Raw genomic sequence first — 572 nt, 5'->3', positions numbered from 1 at the left:
AAAGCTTTAGAGCAGCAGAACCAGCAGTTGGCGAAGCAGTTACAAGACAAAGCGCAGCAAGCGGATAAAATCCAAGCATCATTAGCGGATCAAACCGCGAAATTAGCCCAGAAAGCGGCGTTAGAAAGCGAACTGGCGGCAGCGAAGAAACAGCTGGCAGAGCACCAAGCGGCGCAAAATGCATTATCGAAACAGTTTACTGACAGCGAGAAGCAGCAACTTGCGCTGCAAGCGCGTTTGCAGAAAAATGAGCAGGATTACGCCACGGCACAGGCGCAGTTAAAACAAGCCAACGCAGAGCTGCAAAAACTGCAAGCGAACGTGGAAAAACAAACTGCCTTGATGAGCCAAGCCAGCGATGAGCAAGTGAAAGCGCTGACAGCGGATTTGAATAAACAAATTGCGTTATTGAAACAAAAAGAAGCTGGGTTGGAAAAAGCGCAAGCAGAAAGCCAAACCACGCGCGAAGCGTTAGCCAAGCAACAAGCAGCAGCGAAAGCTTTAGAGCAGCAGAACCAGCAGTTGGCGAAGCAGTTACAAGACAAAGCGCAGCAAGCGGATAAAATCCAAGC

Annotated in this window: 1 protein-coding gene; it reads left to right on the top strand. The window is 49.5% G+C overall.

All coding sequences use genetic code 11. From position 1 onward, the window contains the following. Window positions 1-572 (top strand): hypothetical protein (locus tag OQV04_RS24855; protein WP_442899674.1); only part of this gene is annotated, 572 nt, incomplete at both ends.

The sequence above is a fragment of the Escherichia sp. Lx600-2 genome, assembly GCF_036662595.1.
Classification (GTDB): Bacteria; Pseudomonadota; Gammaproteobacteria; order Enterobacterales; family Enterobacteriaceae; genus Escherichia; species Escherichia coli.
The sequence above is the reverse complement of the archived record's forward strand: the minus strand, read 5'-3'. Positions and strand labels throughout refer to the sequence as shown.